This is a genomic window from Sphingobacterium mizutaii (assembly GCF_900187125.1).
Taxonomy (GTDB): domain Bacteria; phylum Bacteroidota; class Bacteroidia; order Sphingobacteriales; family Sphingobacteriaceae; genus Sphingobacterium; species Sphingobacterium mizutaii.
Genome location: NZ_LT906468.1, coordinates 3,491,051 through 3,505,513 on the forward strand (window position 1 = coordinate 3,491,051; position 14,463 = coordinate 3,505,513).

Annotated in this window: 15 protein-coding genes; 3 read left to right on the top strand and 12 right to left on the bottom strand. The window is 41.1% G+C overall.

The features are described from left to right. Nucleotides 1-488: 488 nt before the first annotated feature. Nucleotides 489-2,447, bottom strand: a complete 1,959-nt coding sequence (gyrB, locus tag CKW03_RS15105; RefSeq protein WP_093098362.1) for a DNA topoisomerase (ATP-hydrolyzing) subunit B — start codon at nucleotides 2,445-2,447, stop codon at nucleotides 489-491. A 201-nt stretch (nucleotides 2,448-2,648) separates the two neighbouring features. On the opposite strand from gyrB, the gene CKW03_RS15110 reads away from it, so the two are divergent. Together CKW03_RS15110 and CKW03_RS15115 are read left to right on the top strand one after the other, a co-directional pair. Then, on the top strand, nucleotides 2,649-3,260 hold the full coding sequence (locus CKW03_RS15110; protein WP_093098363.1) for an OmpH/Skp family outer membrane protein: 612 nt from the start codon (nucleotides 2,649-2,651) through the stop codon (nucleotides 3,258-3,260). Between the two features lie 152 nt (nucleotides 3,261-3,412). Continuing rightward, nucleotides 3,413-4,318: a CorA family divalent cation transporter gene (locus CKW03_RS15115; RefSeq protein WP_093098365.1), complete on the top strand. Its 906-nt coding sequence runs from the start codon at nucleotides 3,413-3,415 to the stop codon at nucleotides 4,316-4,318. On the opposite strand, the gene tsaB is transcribed toward CKW03_RS15115, so the two are convergent. From tsaB to mscL, 5 genes are all read right to left on the bottom strand, one after another. After that, on the bottom strand, nucleotides 4,313-5,023 hold the full coding sequence (gene tsaB / locus CKW03_RS15120) for a tRNA (adenosine(37)-N6)-threonylcarbamoyltransferase complex dimerization subunit type 1 TsaB (protein ID WP_093098366.1): 711 nt from the start codon (nucleotides 5,021-5,023) through the stop codon (nucleotides 4,313-4,315). The two genes, CKW03_RS15115 and tsaB, sit on opposite strands and share 6 nt — an antisense overlap. 6 nt (nucleotides 5,024-5,029) lie before the next feature. Further along, nucleotides 5,030-5,284 carry a membrane protein insertion efficiency factor YidD gene (gene yidD, locus CKW03_RS15125; protein ID WP_093098368.1) on the bottom strand — a complete coding sequence of 85 codons (255 nt, stop codon included), beginning with the start codon at nucleotides 5,282-5,284 and terminating at the stop codon, nucleotides 5,030-5,032. Continuing rightward, on the bottom strand, nucleotides 5,247-5,660 hold the full coding sequence (locus CKW03_RS15130) for a ribonuclease P protein component (RefSeq protein WP_093098510.1): 414 nt from the start codon (nucleotides 5,658-5,660) through the stop codon (nucleotides 5,247-5,249). The genes yidD and CKW03_RS15130 overlap by 38 nt, the downstream gene beginning before the upstream one ends. Nucleotides 5,661-5,720: 60 nt before the next feature. After that, nucleotides 5,721-5,879 (bottom strand): 50S ribosomal protein L34, encoded by a 159-nt coding sequence (rpmH, locus tag CKW03_RS15135; protein ID WP_093098370.1) that lies wholly within the window; start codon nucleotides 5,877-5,879, stop codon nucleotides 5,721-5,723. A 171-nt stretch (nucleotides 5,880-6,050) separates the two neighbouring features. Continuing rightward, nucleotides 6,051-6,458, bottom strand: coding sequence for a large-conductance mechanosensitive channel protein MscL (gene mscL / locus CKW03_RS15140; protein WP_093098372.1), 408 nt, complete (start codon nucleotides 6,456-6,458; stop codon nucleotides 6,051-6,053). 333 nt (nucleotides 6,459-6,791) lie between these two features. On the opposite strand from mscL, the gene CKW03_RS15145 reads away from it, so the two are divergent. Continuing rightward, nucleotides 6,792-7,436, top strand: a complete 645-nt coding sequence (locus CKW03_RS15145) for a response regulator transcription factor (RefSeq protein ID WP_093098373.1) — start codon at nucleotides 6,792-6,794, stop codon at nucleotides 7,434-7,436. A gap of 54 nt (nucleotides 7,437-7,490) precedes the next feature. On the opposite strand, the gene CKW03_RS15150 is transcribed toward CKW03_RS15145, so the two are convergent. From CKW03_RS15150 to murC, 6 genes are all read right to left on the bottom strand, one after another. Further along, nucleotides 7,491-8,627, bottom strand: a complete 1,137-nt coding sequence (locus tag CKW03_RS15150; RefSeq protein WP_093098374.1) for a sugar phosphate isomerase/epimerase family protein — start codon at nucleotides 8,625-8,627, stop codon at nucleotides 7,491-7,493. Between the two features lie 78 nt (nucleotides 8,628-8,705). Next, nucleotides 8,706-8,891, bottom strand: coding sequence for a BF3379 family histone-like protein (locus CKW03_RS15155; RefSeq protein WP_093098376.1), 186 nt, complete (start codon nucleotides 8,889-8,891; stop codon nucleotides 8,706-8,708). Nucleotides 8,892-9,022: 131 nt separating this feature from the next. Beyond that, nucleotides 9,023-10,726: a cell division protein FtsZ gene (gene ftsZ, locus CKW03_RS15160; RefSeq protein WP_093098377.1), complete on the bottom strand. Its 1,704-nt coding sequence runs from the start codon at nucleotides 10,724-10,726 to the stop codon at nucleotides 9,023-9,025. A gap of 141 nt (nucleotides 10,727-10,867) precedes the next feature. Beyond that, nucleotides 10,868-12,250, bottom strand: a complete 1,383-nt coding sequence (ftsA, locus tag CKW03_RS15165) for a cell division protein FtsA (RefSeq protein ID WP_093098379.1) — start codon at nucleotides 12,248-12,250, stop codon at nucleotides 10,868-10,870. A 34-nt stretch (nucleotides 12,251-12,284) separates the two neighbouring features. Next, on the bottom strand, nucleotides 12,285-13,115 hold the full coding sequence (locus CKW03_RS15170) for a POTRA-like domain-containing protein (protein ID WP_093098380.1): 831 nt from the start codon (nucleotides 13,113-13,115) through the stop codon (nucleotides 12,285-12,287). Beyond that, nucleotides 13,105-14,463 (bottom strand): UDP-N-acetylmuramate--L-alanine ligase, encoded by a 1,359-nt coding sequence (murC, locus tag CKW03_RS15175; protein WP_093098382.1) that lies wholly within the window; start codon nucleotides 14,461-14,463, stop codon nucleotides 13,105-13,107. The genes CKW03_RS15170 and murC overlap by 11 nt, the downstream gene beginning before the upstream one ends.

Sequence of the window (14,463 nt, forward strand, 5' to 3'; positions counted from 1 at the left end):
AAAAATCCATACTTGGGCTTTCAAGCTAAATATCGGAGCACATTGTTAACTGGGCATCATTTGAGTTTTATAATATGACTAAGGGTACGATGCTGTATAATAAATTTTGGTAAAGAATTTTTAAAGGGAGGACGAGCCTATAGCGATAAATTCAATGGGATTAGTTGGGATGAAAGATCAAAAATTCGAAAAATGATGCAGGGTTTTAGCTTAGTCTTATTCGAGGCATGCTCGGGACATATTGCGAAAATTCAATGGGATTAGTTGGGATGAAAGATCAAAAATTCGAAAAATGATGCAGGGTTTTAGCTTAGTCTTATTCGAGGCATGCTCGGGACATATTGCGAAAATTCCGAATATGGCCCGAATAAAACTAAGACCATAATCGGGAAATAAATCACATCAGTTTTCATGTTAAGAAAAAATAAAGGTGGTCGAAAATAATCTCGACCACCTTTAATCTGTGAAACTTATATTTTGATCTATTCTTAGATATCAATTTTTGCGTAACGTGCATTCGCTTCGATAAACTCTCTACGAGGAGCAACTTCATCACCCATCAACATAGAGAAGATACGGTCACATTCTGCAGCGTTTTCAATGGTTACTTGGCGAAGCGTGCGTCTTTCAGGATCCATGGTGGTTTCCCATAATTGCTCAGCGTTCATCTCTCCAAGACCTTTATAACGTTGAACATGTACGCTATCTTCTTTTCCTGCACCTTTCAGACGTTGGATTGCTGCCAAACGTTGATCTTCGGTCCAAGCATATTCAAAGTCTTTACCTTTCTTCACCAAATATAATGGTGGCGTTGCGATATAGACATAACCACGTTCAATCAATTCTTTCATGTAACGGAAATAGAAGGTCAACAACAAGGTTGCAATGTGCGAACCATCGACGTCGGCATCCGTCATGATGATGATCTTGTGATAACGAAGTTTATCGATGTTCAGCGCTTTGGAATCTTCGGCAGTACCGATCGACACCCCTAAAGCGGTAAACATATTCTTGATCTCTTCATTTTCGTAGATCTTATGTTCCATGGCTTTTTCCACGTTCAGGATCTTACCACGCAAAGGCATGATGGCCTGCGTAGCACGGTCACGGCCTTGTTTAGCTGTTCCACCCGCTGAATCCCCCTCGACGAAGAAGATCTCACATCTTTCAGGGTCTCTATCCGAACAGTCAGCCAGTTTTCCAGGAAGACCAGAACCGCCCATTACGGTTTTACGTTGCACCAATTCTCTTGCCTTACGCGCAGCAGCACGAGCTTGGGCAGCTATCACTACCTTCTGAACGATTTGCTTAGCCTCTTTCGGGTTCTCTTCCAAATAAGAGCTCAAGATCTCGCCTACGGCAACATCTACGGCACCCATTACTTCCGAGTTGCCCAATTTGGTTTTGGTCTGTCCCTCGAATTGAGGTTCTGCAACTTTTACCGAGATTACCGCAGTAAGTCCTTCACGGAAGTCATCACCGGTGATCTCGACTTTTAGGTTTTTCAATAGACCCGAATCGTCAGCGTATTTCTTCAAGGTACGGGTTAATCCTCTACGGAAACCAGCAACGTGAGAACCACCTTCGATGGTATTGATGTTATTTACGTAAGAATGTACATTCTCTGAGTAAGTATCGTTGTATTGAAGTGCAAGCTCAACAGGAACCCCTTGTTTGATACCTTCCACATAGATTGGCTCAGGGATCAAAGCGGTTCTGTTTCCATCCAAGAATTTCACGAATTCTTGAAGACCACCTTCAGATAAGTATACATTTTTCTTGAACTCGCCGTTATCCAAGATTTCCCTTTCATCGATCAAGGTCAACTTAATGCCTTTGTTCAAGAAGGAAAGCTCTCTAAGACGGTTTGCTAAAGTATCGTAGTTATAAACGGTGGTAGTAGTAAAGATTTCCGAATCAGGGATAAATGTAACAATGGTTCCGGTGACATCACTGGTACCGATTTCTTTTACATCATCCTGAGGCTTTCCTTGTACATATTCTTGGACAAAGATTTTACCTTCTCTATGTACTTCAGCGCGTAAATGAATGGAAAGGGCATTCACACAGGATACCCCCACACCGTGCAAACCTCCGGACACCTTGTAGGTATCTTTGTCGAATTTACCACCGGCGTGCAATACAGTCATTACAAGCTCTAAAGCAGATTTCTTTTCTTTCTTATTGATTCCTGTCGGAATACCGCGACCATTATCGCGAACCGATATACCGTTAGATTTTAGAATGGTTACGACAATGTCGTTACAATAACCGGCAACAGCTTCATCGATAGAGTTATCGACTACTTCATAAACCAAGTGATGTAGGCCTTTTACGCCTGTATCACCGATGTACATGGAAGGGCGCTTACGTACAGCTTCTAATCCTTCTAATACCTGGATATTATCCGCTGAATACGTAGATGCATTTTTAATTTCTTCGCTCATGAAAATCCTTTAAAATTACTGTTGATTAACTTTCAAAAATACGAAATTTTCCCCTAATAATCAAATAAAAAAGGCAACGTGAACGAGCAAAATTAACATAATTTCACTATTTAAATTCCATAGGAAATAGCAGCGTTTTTAGAATAATTGAATTTTTTATATTAGGTTTGTCATTAAGAAAATCGAAATATAAAACACAGAATGAATAAACTATTAAAAATTACCTTAGGTCTTGTTGCCACTGCAGCAATCGTATCTTGTAATCAACAGGCTAGTACCCAAGCTGAAAAATCACCTTCAGCAGCGACAACTACCGCTACTACACCTGACCCTACTGACAAAATCGCATATGTAAACTCGGATACTTTATCTGAGAAATACCAATATTTCAAAGACGTTCGCACCAAATTGGAAGCTAAAGTGAAAAAAGCACAGAGCGACCTACAAGCGAAAGGACAAGCTTACCAACGTGAACTGGCTGAATACCAACAAAAGGCAGCTACCATGAGTGCTTCGGAGCGTCAAGCTACGGAAGAACGTTTGGTAAGACACCAAAATGACTTGGGCCGTATGGACCAAAATGCTTCTACTTCCATTGCACAAGAAGAACAGACTGAATTCACTAAAGTATACACCACCATTACCGACCACCTGAAGAAACACTCGGAAGGTAAAGGATACAAATTGGTTTTGACCTACTCAAAAACCAACCCTGCGGTATTGTATGCTGACCCTAAAATGGACATCACCAACGAAGTTTTGGATGCCCTAAACAAGGAATACAAAGACAAAAGTGCTGCTGATAAAAAATAAGCAGTAAAGGATATCATGTAAAAGCCCCGATCGATCGGGGCTTTTTTTATGCTTTCTAAATCGCGGCAAAACAAGGAGAAGAATGCTACGCCTTACAATTCGAATTTGTAATTTGCTATAATCTCACTAAATTTCATCTTTAAACCCGATACATGGTACGACATATAATCCGAAAAGAAGAAAATGGTTACGATTGGTACGAGATCCTTGACCCTACGCTAGAGGACTTTACCGAACTCAAGGCAAAGTACAACCTGAACGATGCTTCCATCAAAGACTGTCTTGAAATCGGCCACCTTCCAAAGATTGAGGAATTCGAAAATTACCATTTCCTGATCCTGCGTTCCATTGCGGATGCCTTTCCGGAAAATTCGGACACCCTCGCGGATATTACCCTTCGTATTTCGGTTTTTTATGATGAGGATTTCATTATTACGGTCCATAGAAATGAAATTCCCCTACTGAATGAATTGATTGAATTGGACAAGACCAACAAAAAACTGAAGTCCAGCAAGAGTTTGGTCAATAGCTTGGTCTCCCAATCGCTGAAAACATTTGAGAACCTGGTCATCAATGATCTGGCGGAGAAGCTGGATGATTATGAGGAGATCGTGTTTTTGCACCGCAAGCGGAAGCCTTTCTTGATGAAGCTATATTACCTGAAGAGACAGGTGGACCTTATCAAGATCATCTTGACGCTATACAAGGATATTGTGGACTATTTCCATATGCCGGAATACCAAAACATCTATACGCAGGATTTAAGGGATATCTATTCAAGGACAAACACCCTTTATCGGAATATTGGCGAAAATACGGCTCAGTTGCTTTCCGTTTACTTTAACATAGAATCCAACCATACCAATGAGATTATGCGAATCCTGACCATTATCTCCGTGTTCTTTATGCCATTGACGTTTATCGTTGGGGTATATGGCATGAACTTTAAATACATGCCCGAACTGGAATGGCTATTTGGCTACCCTGCAGTCTGGATCGTCGTGGTATTGGTTTCCCTGATGATCTATATCTGGTTCAAGCGGAAAAGATGGTTATAGCAAAGGGGATTTCTTCGGCGTGGTAGCCACAAAATCTTTCAGATAGAATGGCTCGAAATAAGCCACATCTTCGAATTTTTGCCCCACAAATTTCTTGTAGGAAACTTCATCTTGGTAGTTGGCAATGGAATCGAATTGAGCCACTACTTGGATCTTATCGTTATGCTCAAAAGTCGGGATAAATTTATCGGCACCTGAGCCAAAGAGGATCAACCGGTAACCCTCATTGAGGTAGGCATCAAAAGTGTGCTCATCGATGATCAAGGCTTCGGTTTCCTTATACAGGCTTCCATCAGCATGGAAAATAGCCGTGTACACCTCTCTCCTCCTTGCATCAATCATGGGCAACAACAGGACTTTATCCTTGGACTGGGGATTTTTAGCGATAAAGCCATCTTTTAGGGCTTCTAAGGTATTATTAGCGATAAGCGGGATATCTAAGGCGTAACAAAGTCCTTTGGCAGTAGAGACGCCGATTCGCAATCCGGTATAAGACCCAGGACCCATACTAACCGCTACTGCGGACAGCTGATCAAGGGACATTCCAGCCTTCTCCATTAATTCCTGGATAAAAACGGTCAATTTGGTCGCGTGAAGATTAGGTTCATTGCCGACCACACTGAATAGATTTTGACCATGATTGGAAAGGGAAACTGAGCAAAGATTGGTAGCAGTTTCGATGGAAAGGATGTAGGAATTTGACATATTGAATTAAGGAACTGGATCATGCCCATGACCACCCCAAGGATTGCAACGGGCAATACGTTTAATAGTTAGCCAACCGCCCTTAAAGGGTCCGTGCTTAAGAATTGCTTCTTTGCCGTATTGGGAACAGGTTGGGGAATAACGGCAACTAGCGCCTAACAGTGGGGACAGAAATAGCTGGTAAATCTTGATAATGAGTAAAAAAAGCCACTTTAGAGGCAGCTTAATCCCTTTTTCCCAAATTAGATTTAGATATTTCATGTTCTAGTTTACCGATCAATTGACCAAGCTTGCCCTGAAGCGTATCCATAGGTAGCTTTTCATTACTGACGTATTGAATGGCCAACAACAAATTTAAGGAATGATCTTGTAAAAAGGAATAGAGTTTGCCTTTCTCGAGTCTGTAACCTTCCCGGGTAAGTCTTTTGATATGGTTCCGGTCCACCGCTCTTTTGAAGCGTTTCTTGGGAACGGAGGTAATGACCTGGGCGGGGAATTTCTGTTCGGGATCGGCGGGTTTGCTGAGGAAGACCACTCGGAACGGATATACAACAAAAGAAGAACCATTATGGAAAAGATCGTCAATAGACCTTTTGCTACATAATCGTTCTTCTTTTTTAAATGTATATTTTTTCATCACGATGACCATAAAGCCGGCTAAAACAGCGCGGTCCCTATATCACCGGCGAGCGCAAGATTAACCTTTGTGACGGCTTTCGTCAGAAACTGAAAGGCGTTTTCTTCCTTTTGCTCTACGAGCAGCAAGTACTCTTCTACCATTTGCAGAGCTCATACGCTCTCTGAATCCGTGTTTATTTCTTCTTTTTCTTTGCGAAGGTTGAAATGTTCTCTTCATGACGCTTTTATGCTTGTTTTAATACTTTTAATCAAATTATCCCTCAAAAGAGGAATGCAAAAATAAAGTTTATTTCACACATACGCAACACTCTAAATCTAATAAATAAAAAAAAGCAAATTATTTAGGCGAATAACCTGCATAATTTGCTTTAGAGCATATATTTAATGCTTATTTATTTTTTAAAATATCGCGGATCTCAGTAAGCAAAGTTTCTTCTTTGGTTGGTGCTGGAGCTGCTTCTGGTTCTTTTGGTTCTTCTTTTTTCAAGGAATTGATCCCTTTGATCACCAAGAAAATACAGAAAGCGATGATCAGGAACTGGATCAACACGTTGATGAAGTTACCGTAAGTAACGGCCACTTCAGCCACACCTGCAGCTTCGTTTCCTTCTTTGATCACATACTTCATGGCAGAGAAATCTACACCACCAGTGAGATATCCGATTGGGGGCATAATGATATCGTCCACCAAAGAGGTCACGATCTTTCCAAATGCACCACCGATAACAACACCGACAGCTAGGTCAATCACGCTGCCGCGCATAGCGAATTCTTTAAATTCTTTTAAAAATCCCATAAGTTAAATAGTCTAAAAGTGAATATAATATGTTTAAATTGTTTTTACTTAAATAGTTGTGCAATGTATTGAATATCTTACAAAAAAAGCTGTTTACAATCATAAATTGAAATTAATTTCAAAATAAATGAGTATTTTTAATGTACACTAAGTACTTCTACCATGGAGACTGTACGCAAAACTTTAATTTAATTTTTATACAGAGCGAATACATATAAAATTATTATATTTGAGGAAACAAATTAACTACTAAATATAATTTTTCAACCCTATTCCAACTGTTGGGAAATTATTAAAATCATGTGGATCTAGGGTAATTTGTGTAATAACTTTATGAAAAAAATATTAATAGCCGACGACCATATTATTGTCCGTCTGGGGGTTTCAACTGCCATTAAAGAGACTTTAAAGACTGTTGAGATTGTCCATGCGCAGACATATGATGAGGTATTTGCACAATTAAAGACAACAAATTTTGATTTACTTCTCCTAGATATCAATATGCCTGGGGGCAATAACATCAAGGTGATCAAAGAGTTGTTGGACATGCAACCTGACTTAAAAATCTTAGTCTTCTCTTCGTATGACGAGACCCTGTATGCTCTTCGCTATATCGAGGCAGGTGCTGCGGGATATGTCAACAAAACTACGAGCATGACCGAATTCACCAATGCCATCAACAGCATTTTTGAACGGGGACGCTATATGTCTGAAGCCATTAAGGACCTTTATGTTCAGAAACTGACCACCAGCAAATCCAAGGTGGATAGCTTGAACCCATTGTACAAACTATCTAACCGCGAAATGGACGTGGCAAGACATCTAATCGAAGGATTGGGCATTATTGAGGTTTCAAACAGGTTGAACTTGAGTTCTTCCACCGTGAGTACCTATAAAAGTAGGATTTTCGAGAAACTGGGTGTGCACAACATTCCAGATTTGATATCGCTGTTCAAAATGAACGCAGATAAGGAATAACCAAATGGTTATTCCTTATTTTTTTATAGGTTCTTTTTTAGGTTTTTGATCTAGCTAGGTCAAATCACCCATGCTTTTCACGGGAATGTCTTCTCGTGAGACTAATTTCAGCGCTTTCTGTTCAGTAAACTCATAGCCTTGGGAGTCTAGCTTCCATAACAAGGGTGAAAGGAAGCTGATACAGGCTTTGGCGCCTTGGTTAATGGCTGCCAGGTTATGGGTGTCCTTGGAATTCTTTGCTTCGTTTTCGATTTCAAAAGGTCCAGAAAAACCGCGGTCATGAAGGGTTTCCACAAAACTGTTCCAGTCCATATCATCCGTACCGCCGAAGCCTGGAAGCATAGCCGTATAATGATGGCGGTCCCAATCACTTTGGGGAACACTTACACCTGCTAATTGAGCCAGATCAGCATTGACATGTTGCATAGGGTACATCCCACCCCACTCAATCCTACCTTTGCTGCTCAACATCCGCGTGGTCTTGACATGCACACGTTTTAAGCGATCAATATCCATTTCTTCAATGACTTCAACCGGGTCGGTATTTTGCCAGATATCATGGGAAGGGTCATAAATCTCGCCATGTGCCTTGCTCGGAATCATGGCATACATCAACTTGCGCGCAGCCAAAACCCCAGGGAGATTATTGAAGGTGCTAGTGTAACGGAAAGATCGCCATCCTTCCATCGGGCAGTTCTCATAGACCACGGTAACCCCTAAGTCTTCTGCATAGCGAATAATGGGTTCAAAGACCCTTTTATACTCATCCAGGTTCTTTTGGAAGCCGTCGATCTGATTTCCAAGCTCATGGTTATAACCTACAAAGGTCCCAACCATTACATTGTTCTCATCACCACCAAGCAAATTGGCTATTCTAATCAGTTTTAAGAGATGGTTTTGGTTTTTCAGCCTTTCCCCTTCATCACCGCCGATCATGTTCTCAAAGGCGCCCAAAGAAAGCCTAAGCCCTTTATTATTGAAGGCCTCCAAGGTTCTCTTGGCTTCCTCTGGTCCAAAGCCATCATAATCTAAATGGGTGGCGGTATGGTCGGCTCGTGCGCCATCCTTACGGAATACACAGAGATCAATGCCCTGCGCGCCTAAACGGGAAGCGGTATCTAAAAGTTCTGCTTGTCCCAATTGATCGTAAGCGGAGCTCATCAACCAAATGGGATTCTGGATCTGTTTCATCTTATATCTAGTTTATTCGAATATACACATAAAAAAAGCCCAAAAATGGGCTTAGTTCTTAATAGGGTTTAAAGATCTTTATTTTTTGTTTTTGAGATCTTGGATTCCTAGGCGTAGATCCTGGGCTAAAGTCTTAATATCCTGCAGACCTTTTCTTACGCGTGTACCAGCGGCACTATTTCCTTTTGCAAAAAACTTGTCTGCGTCATGTTCTAATCCGTCAATTAGAGACTTCAACTCTTTGAATTTATCAATACTTGCCATAACTTTTAGTTTTGTTTATAATTTTTTATAGTAACTCACTTAAAATTAGCATCTTTTTTCTATAAACAAAATCTAAAAAACAAAAAAGGTGACCTTTTCAAGCCACCCTTTATTTATTAAATAGGATAAGATTAATCTACATTATCGTGTAGGAAAGAGTTGTTTGGTCTGATTTCAGTCTCACCATCATCAAAAGATAGGGTGAAACGGGAAACCTGAGACTCGGATGAATGAGGCACATCGTCTAATGTTTTTTGCTTTCTTTTGTAAGCAGGCTCATTCTCAAGCTCTTGAAGACCATTTGAAGACTTCAATTTCATGCTCAACTCTTTCAAACGAAGGATACGTTCCTTGGTTTTCAACAATTGATCTTCGAAATTGCTTTCTTCTTTCTTAGCTTCTTCCAACTCGATTTCAGCTTTTGGCTGAGCTACTTCGTTCACCGGTTCTGGAGTTGGCTCTTCCTTCTCTTCAGCAGGCTTGTATGTATCAAATACAGTAGGCAACTTGAACTCGAACAAAGAAGGAGAAGTTTTCAATTCAAATCCGTGTGGATTTGCATCTTCTTCAATTTCTTCCACATCAGAGTTATCATCTAATTCCAATGTATGGCGAACGATTTGGGAATCGTTTTTCTCCACGGCATTTGCTTGAGCAGCTACTGCTGCCTTGTTTGAAAACAAATCGCTCTGTGGAGCTTGATTCGTAGGGGTATCCACTGGAGTACTAGGCTTTACGAAAGCACTGGCTTCAGTATTGGTTCTATCCACGAATTGATTGGTAGTTACCGGTTTTACGAAAGCTGAAGTCGACACCTCAGGAGTCAAAGGAATGGCAATCTTTTCCATTTCTTTTTCCTTCACGCGCTCTTCAGAAGTTTGAAAACCAGTTGCTATTATAGTTACTGAAAGTTCCTCTTCGTAGTTTGCATCGATACAGTTACCCCAGATTAAGTCAGCCGAAAGACCAGCTTTTTCTTGGATGTAATCCGTAATGATCGCAACCTCATCCATTGTTACCTCACGAGTACCGGAAGTAATGTTCAATAAGATGTAACGAGCACCTTCAATTTCATTGTCTTTTAATAATGGTGATGCCAACGCACCAGTTACAGCATCTAATGCACGTTGTTCACCTGTTGCCACGGCATTACCCATGATCGCAACACCAGAATCGTTCATTACGGTACGAACGTCCTTGAAATCGACGTTTACATATCCAGGGATGGTGATGATTTCTGCTATACCTTTGGCCGCAGTGGTCAAGATATCATCTGCCTTAGCAAATGCAGCAGTCATCGTCAAGTTCCCGAAGATTTCGCGCAAACGGTCGTTTGAAATAACTAAATAAGAGTCAACGTATTTGCGAAGTTCTCCCAAACCGTCTTCTGCTTGCATACGACGACGTTTACCTTCGAATGTGAATGGAGTTGTAACGATCGCAACGGTCAAGATTCCTAATTCCTTCGCTGCCTTAGCAAGCACCGGACTAGCTCCAGTACCAGTACCACCACCCATTCCTGCAGTAATGAAAAGCATCTTTGTATTGGTACCCAACATACGTTTGATATCCTCAATACTTTCGATGGCTGAGTTTTCACCAACATCAGGATCAGCGCCAGCACCCATACCTTCTGTAAGACTCGCTCCCAATTGCACCTTATTTGGAATAGGGCTTAGTTCCAAAGCTTGCGCATCCGTATTGCAAACTATGAAATCCACACCACTAATTCCCTGCTTATACATGTGATTGACTGCGTTTCCGCCGCCCCCACCTACACCAATTACCTTGATAATTGATGAGTTCTCCTTTAACATTTCAAATTGTATCGACATATATTTTATCCTATTTAATTCTTCATCAAGCCTTTACGTTAACACAACGCAAGTCAACAATTCTAATGTAATATTACCAAATTCTTAACAAGAGTTTTCCACATTTGTTAAAATGTGGAAAAAACAAGCTGATGTTGATAATTATTTCTTACCGATGAAAGTGTCGTCGTCTATATCCGCTCCATCTTTGATCCAATCGCCTAAAAAACGAGTCAACCACCCTTCTTTTTTGTTTTGACCTTCCGCTATTTCTTTAACGCCTTCTTTCACTTTTACGTGTGTAGTAGCCGTCTTTTTGATGAATTTTTCCTCATTTCTTTTCTCTTCCTCTTCGATCGACTGAATCCCTTTGATCAACAATCCGATACCTGTTGCGTACAATGGGCTTTTCAATTCTTCGAAAGCCTGCTTGTTCAACATATCGGTTTTTGCAAGGTATTCATTCGGGTAGCCAATGCGGCAATCGATTCCTGTGATATACTCTACCAACTGAACCAAATGCTTCAATTGCGCACCACCTCCAGTGATCACGATCCCGGCAATCAATTTGTCTTCATAACCTGAAGATTTGATTTCATAGAACACGTGCTCAATGATCTCTTCCATTCTCGCTTGAATGATATATGCTAAGTTCTTTACAGAAATCTCTTTAGCTTCCCTTCCTCTAATACCAGGTACACAGATAACCTCGTTTTCTTTGTTCTCATCTGCTAAAGCTGATCCGTATCTTACTTTCAATTGCTCTGCTTGATTGCGTAACACGGCACAACCTTGACGGATATCTTCCGTCACGATATTTCCTCCCAAAGGAATTACTGCCGTATGGCGGATAATACCTTCATGGAAGATTGCAACGTCTGTGGTACCACCACCGATATCCACCAACACAACACCTGCAGTCTTTTCCTCTTCATCCAACACAGCCTCGGATGATGCAAGAGGTTCAAGGATCAATTCAGAAACTTCAAGATCAGAGTTGTCCACACATCTCTTGATGTTCTTGATATCGGTAACACGACCTGAGATGATATGGAAGTTTGCTTCCACTCTTCTACCTGCCATACCGATAGGTTCTTTGATACCCGGCTCGTTGTCAATGGTAAATTCTTGTGGTAAAACATGGATGATCTCTTCTCCCGGAGGAAGAACCAATTTGTACATGTCCGAGATCAAACGCTCGATATCTAGGCGTCCGATTTCATCATCGTCATTCTTTGTTAAAATACCACGGTGTTGGATACTCTTGATGTGCTGTCCGGCAATACCTACATTGACAACTTTGATGTCAACGTTGGATTGACCTTCAGCCACAGCAACAGCCTCACGGATACTGGTCACCGTCTTCTGGATGTTGGCAACAACTCCACGATTAACGCCGGCAGACTCCGCTTTCCCTACACCTAATAACTCAACCTTGTTCGATCCACTACGACGACCTACAGTGACGCAGATCTTTGTCGTACCGATGTCCAATCCAACGATAATTGGATTTTCTTTTTCATTTTCTACAATTCTAGGTTTCATATGCTGTGTTTGATGCTGTATGTAATTTTGTTTCTTAAATCTTCTTGTTAATTTTCATTTGTAGGCTATCGATAAACCAATCGCCTTTGCGTTCGCAGACAATCTGTCCGCTGTATTTCACATTCACTTTGCTATATGCATCGGATCCCACCTTCGGAAGGATATGTGTATAAAACTTCTTCAATCGGTCCAATTTGTAACTTAAAGAGTCCGCATTGCCGATGATTAGCTGCTGGCTACCCACTCTAGGAACAATCTCGATATCCTTTTCATCGTTGACATAAAGCTGGACGATCTGGTTGCTCCAAAGCTCATCGGTTTTGGTCTCTTCAACGATTTTCACCAAGTCCTTCACCAATTGGCTGTTTACAGGCTCCAATGATTTTTTGTAGCCCTCTTTGATATTTCCATTGGCAACCATCACATGTGGCACATACTTCAAAGTCACCGGGATCTTATTGCCTTTCGAGTCTACATAAAACTCTTGTCCGCCTTGATTGATAATCCTTACAACAACCTCGCGCTGTTGAACTGCAACTCGCATCGTTCCATCCATATCCATATGAACATCCGCATTGGATACATAAGGGGATTTCTTTAGTTCTGTTTCGATCTGTTGCAATGGCAATTGGTTCAATTGCTTGCCAACCACTGCTCCAAACTTCTCTTTGATCATCGATGAAATATCATTTTGATCAATGAAAGTCTCTTTCCCTTCTACCATCACTTTCAGTGCGATACATTCCTGCACCTGGTCTTTCTTGTTGACCAAACTCATCAACATCCCCACTCCAACGATCGCCACTAATCCTAAGAAAAAATAGCCGACTTGACGCCATTGTATATTTCTTATTCTATTTAGCATGGTTCAATTCTTCTTTAAGTGGTTTTACCAGTTTATCAATATCTCCAGCTCCAACAGTTACCAATAACTCTGGATCTTCTGTTCTCACGATTTCCAGAACTTCTTCTGGGCTTACTAAGCGTTTGTTGTCCAATTCGATTTTATTCAACAACCAAGTTGAATCAACACCTTCAATGGGCAATTCTCTAGCAGGATAGATTTCCATCAAAAGAAGTTCATCTGCCAATGCTAATACCTCTGCAAAGCCATCCACGAAATCCCTAGTCCTACTGAATAAGTGCGGTTGGAAAACCACCGTTAATTTCTTATTCGGATATAGCTTTCTCATCGAGGTCAAAAATGCCCTCAATTCTTCTGGATGATGTGCATAATCATCGATGTACACATTCTTATCAGACTTCACGATATATTCAAAGCGTCTTTTCACACCTTGGAAATCCGACAATGCCGCCACGATTTTATCCGCTGAAATATCCAATAGATGGGCAACCGTAATGGCCGCTACTGCATTTTCAACATTATGCAATCCCGGAATCCCCAAATGGATATCCTTGATCACTAAATCAGCAGAATGGTAATCAAAATAGAACTCACCATTTTCTACCCTTACATTTTCAGCATAGGCATCGCAAACCTGCTCTCTTGCATAGCTAATATCACCTGTAAATGGCAATCCTACTTTCACGATTTTCTTTCCGCCATCTACGACTCTATCCAGGAACATCTCAAAAGAAGTAATCAACTCTTGAGGGTCGCCATAGATATCCAAATGATCTGCATCCGCAGAAGTCACGATGGCAATATTAGGATGCAGGGTCAAGAAAGAGCGATCATATTCATCGGCTTCCACCACCACTACATCATTTTCTCCAAAAAGCACGTTGTTCTGATAGTTTGTACTGATTCCGCCCAAGAATGCCGAGCAATCAAAACCAGAATGTTTCAAAACATGTGCTACCATGGTAGAAGTTGTTGTCTTTCCATGCGTACCTGAAACGGCGATAGTAAATCGGCTCGCCGAGATAAAACCTAATACCTGAGAGCGTTTGAACAGTTCATGACCATTATCAAGAAAAAACGCTTTCAATTTAAGGTCCTTCGGAATTGCAGGAGTGAAAATAATCAGGGTCTCATCGCTTGCCGATTTAAAAGCAGCAGGAACTGAATCCACATCATCAGAATAACTGATTGGCATTCCTTCCGCTTCTAAAGTTCTGGTAAGCTCTGTGGAGGTACGGTCATAACCAGCCACCTCACAGCCCAAACGACTAAAATAACGAGCCAATCCGCTCATGCCGATTCCGCCGATACCCAGGAGATAAACTCTTTTTATTTTGTCGATATTCAT

Bases quoted from the DNA above. Each gene is read 5' to 3' on its own strand.
- gyrB (WP_093098362.1), bottom strand. From the start codon at position 2,447: ATGAGCGAAGAAATTAAAAATGCATCTACGTATTCAGCGGATAATATC.
- CKW03_RS15110 (WP_093098363.1), top strand. From the start codon at position 2,649: ATGAATAAACTATTAAAAATTACCTTAGGTCTTGTTGCCACTGCAGCA.
- CKW03_RS15115 (WP_093098365.1), top strand. From the start codon at position 3,413: ATGGTACGACATATAATCCGAAAAGAAGAAAATGGTTACGATTGGTAC.
- tsaB (WP_093098366.1), bottom strand. From the start codon at position 5,023: ATGTCAAATTCCTACATCCTTTCCATCGAAACTGCTACCAATCTTTGC.
- yidD (WP_093098368.1), bottom strand. From the start codon at position 5,284: ATGAAATATCTAAATCTAATTTGGGAAAAAGGGATTAAGCTGCCTCTA.
- CKW03_RS15130 (WP_093098510.1), bottom strand. From the start codon at position 5,660: ATGAAAAAATATACATTTAAAAAAGAAGAACGATTATGTAGCAAAAGG.
- rpmH (WP_093098370.1), bottom strand. From the start codon at position 5,879: ATGAAGAGAACATTTCAACCTTCGCAAAGAAAAAGAAGAAATAAACAC.
- mscL (WP_093098372.1), bottom strand. From the start codon at position 6,458: ATGGGATTTTTAAAAGAATTTAAAGAATTCGCTATGCGCGGCAGCGTG.
- CKW03_RS15145 (WP_093098373.1), top strand. From the start codon at position 6,792: ATGAAAAAAATATTAATAGCCGACGACCATATTATTGTCCGTCTGGGG.
- CKW03_RS15150 (WP_093098374.1), bottom strand. From the start codon at position 8,627: ATGAAACAGATCCAGAATCCCATTTGGTTGATGAGCTCCGCTTACGAT.
- CKW03_RS15155 (WP_093098376.1), bottom strand. From the start codon at position 8,891: ATGGCAAGTATTGATAAATTCAAAGAGTTGAAGTCTCTAATTGACGGA.
- ftsZ (WP_093098377.1), bottom strand. From the start codon at position 10,726: ATGTCGATACAATTTGAAATGTTAAAGGAGAACTCATCAATTATCAAG.
- ftsA (WP_093098379.1), bottom strand. From the start codon at position 12,250: ATGAAACCTAGAATTGTAGAAAATGAAAAAGAAAATCCAATTATCGTT.
- CKW03_RS15170 (WP_093098380.1), bottom strand. From the start codon at position 13,115: ATGCTAAATAGAATAAGAAATATACAATGGCGTCAAGTCGGCTATTTT.
- murC (WP_093098382.1), bottom strand. From the start codon at position 14,463: ATGAATATCGACAAAATAAAAAGAGTTTATCTCCTGGGTATCGGCGGA.